The sequence below is a fragment of the Methanobrevibacter curvatus genome (genome assembly GCF_001639295.1).
GTDB lineage: Archaea > Methanobacteriota > Methanobacteria > Methanobacteriales > Methanobacteriaceae > Methanoflexus > Methanoflexus curvatus.
In genome coordinates, this window is record NZ_LWMV01000071.1 from 1 (window position 1) to 2,330 (window position 2,330).

Genomic DNA, 2,330 nt, shown 5'->3' on the forward strand with positions numbered 1-2,330 from the left:
AATGTTACTGGTGTTAATGAGAATAATACTGGTAATAATAGTACTCCTGATAATACTACTAATATTACTGTTGTTCCTACTGTGAACATTAGTGTTGTTAAATCTTCTAATGTGTCTGGTAATGTTTTAAATGGTGCTTACATCTTGTATACTATTAATGTGACTAATTTTGGTCCTGATAATGCGACTGGTTTGGTTATTACTGATGTTTTGGATAGTAGATTAATATACATTAACAGTACAAGTCCAAGGTTTACTTTCTATGTTGCAAGTACTGGTGTTTGGAGCATTGGTGCTTTGGCTAATGGTGAGAGTATTGTTTTAGATATTCTTGTTCGTTTGAATGGTACTGGTAATATTGTGAATATTGCTAATGTTGCTAATGTTACTGAGAATAATACTGGTAATAATAGTAGTAACCCTGATAATGAAACTAATATTACTGTTGTCACTACTGTAAATCTTAGTATTGTTAAAACATCTAATGTATCTGGATCTGTCTTAAATGGCATATTTGTTTTATACACTATTAATGTAACCAATTATGGTCCTGATAACGCGACTGGTTTGGTTATTACTGATAAGTTAGATAGTAGATTGATTTATATTAATAGTACCACTCCTCGTGGAACTAATTATGATGCGAGTACTGGTGTTTGGGATATTAACACTTTGGCTAATGGTGAGAGTATTGTTTTGGATATTCTTGTCCGTTTAAATGGTACTGGCAGTATTGTGAATATTGCGAATGTTACTAATGTTACTGAAAATAACACTGGAAATAATAGTAGTACTCCTGATAATACTACTAATATTACTGTTGTTCCTACTGTAAACATTAGTGTTGTTAAAACATCTAATGTGTCTGGATCTGTCTTAAATGGCATACTTGTTTTATACACTATTAATGTGACTAATTTTGGTCCTGATAATGCGACTGGTTTGGTTATTACTGATGTTTTAGATAGTAGATTAATATACATTAACAGTACAACTCCAAGACTTACAAGTTATATTGCAAGTACTGGTGTATGGTACATTGGTAATTTGGCTAATGGTGAGTCTATTGTTTTGGATATTCTTGTTCGTTTGAATGGTACTGGTAGCATTGTGAATGTTGCAAATGTTACTAATGTTGGTGAGAATAATACTGGTAATAATAGTACTCCTGATAATACTACTAATATTACTGTTGTTCCTACTGTGAACATTAGTGTTGTTAAATCATCTAATGTGTCTGGTAATGTTTTAAATGGTGCTTACATCTTGTACACTATTAATGTAACTAACTTTGGTCCTGATAATGCGACTGGTTTGGTTATTACTGATGTTTTAGATAGTAGATTAATATACATTAACAGTACAAGTCCAAGATTTACAAGTTATGTTGCAAGTACTGGTGTTTGGAATATTGGTAATTTGGCTAATGGTGAGAGTATTGTTTTGGATATTCTTGTTCGTTTGAATGGTACTGGTAATATTGTGAATGTTGCGAATGTTACTAATGTTACTGAAAATAATACTGGTAATAACAGTAGTAATCCTGATAATGAAACTAATATTACTGTTGTCACTACTGTAAATCTTAGTGTTGTTAAAACCTCTAATGTGTCTGGATCTGTCTTAAATGGCATACTTGTTTTATACACTATTAATGTGACTAATTTTGGTCCTGATAATGCGACTGGTTTGGTTATTACTGATAGGTTAGATAGTAGATTGATTTATATTAATAGTACCACTCCTCGTGGAACTAGTTATGATGCTAGTACTGGTGTTTGGGATATTAACACTTTGGCTAATGGTGAGAGTATTGTTTTGGATATTCTTGTTCGTTTGAATGGTACTGGTAGTATTGTGAATATTGCTAATGTTACTAATGTTACTGAGAATAATACTGGTAATAACAGTAGTACTCCTGATAATACTACTAATATTACTGTTGTTCCTACTGTGAACATTAGTGTTGTTAAAACCTCTAATGTAAGTGGATCTGTCTTAAATGGTGCGTTTGTTTTATACACTATTAATGTAACTAACTATGGTCCTGATAATGCGACTGGTTTGGTTATTACTGATGTTTTGGATAGTAGGTTAATATACATTAACAGTACAAGTCCAAGGTTTACTTATTATGTTGCAAGTACTGGTGTTTGGAATATTGGTAATTTGGCTAATGGTGAGAGTATTGTTTTGGATATTCTTGTTCGTTTGAATGGTACTGGTAGTATTGTGAATGTTGGTAATGTTACTGGTGTTAATGAGAATAACACTGGTAATAATAGTACTCCTGATAATACTACTAATATTACTGTTGTTCCTACTGTGAA

Annotated in this window: 1 protein-coding gene; it reads left to right on the forward strand. The window is 31.8% G+C overall.

Annotated elements, in window-relative coordinates; all coding sequences use genetic code 11:
- Positions 1-2,330, forward strand: a 2,330-nt coding sequence (locus MBCUR_RS01850; protein WP_157077547.1) for a DUF11 domain-containing protein, incomplete at both ends; no start/stop codon positions are given.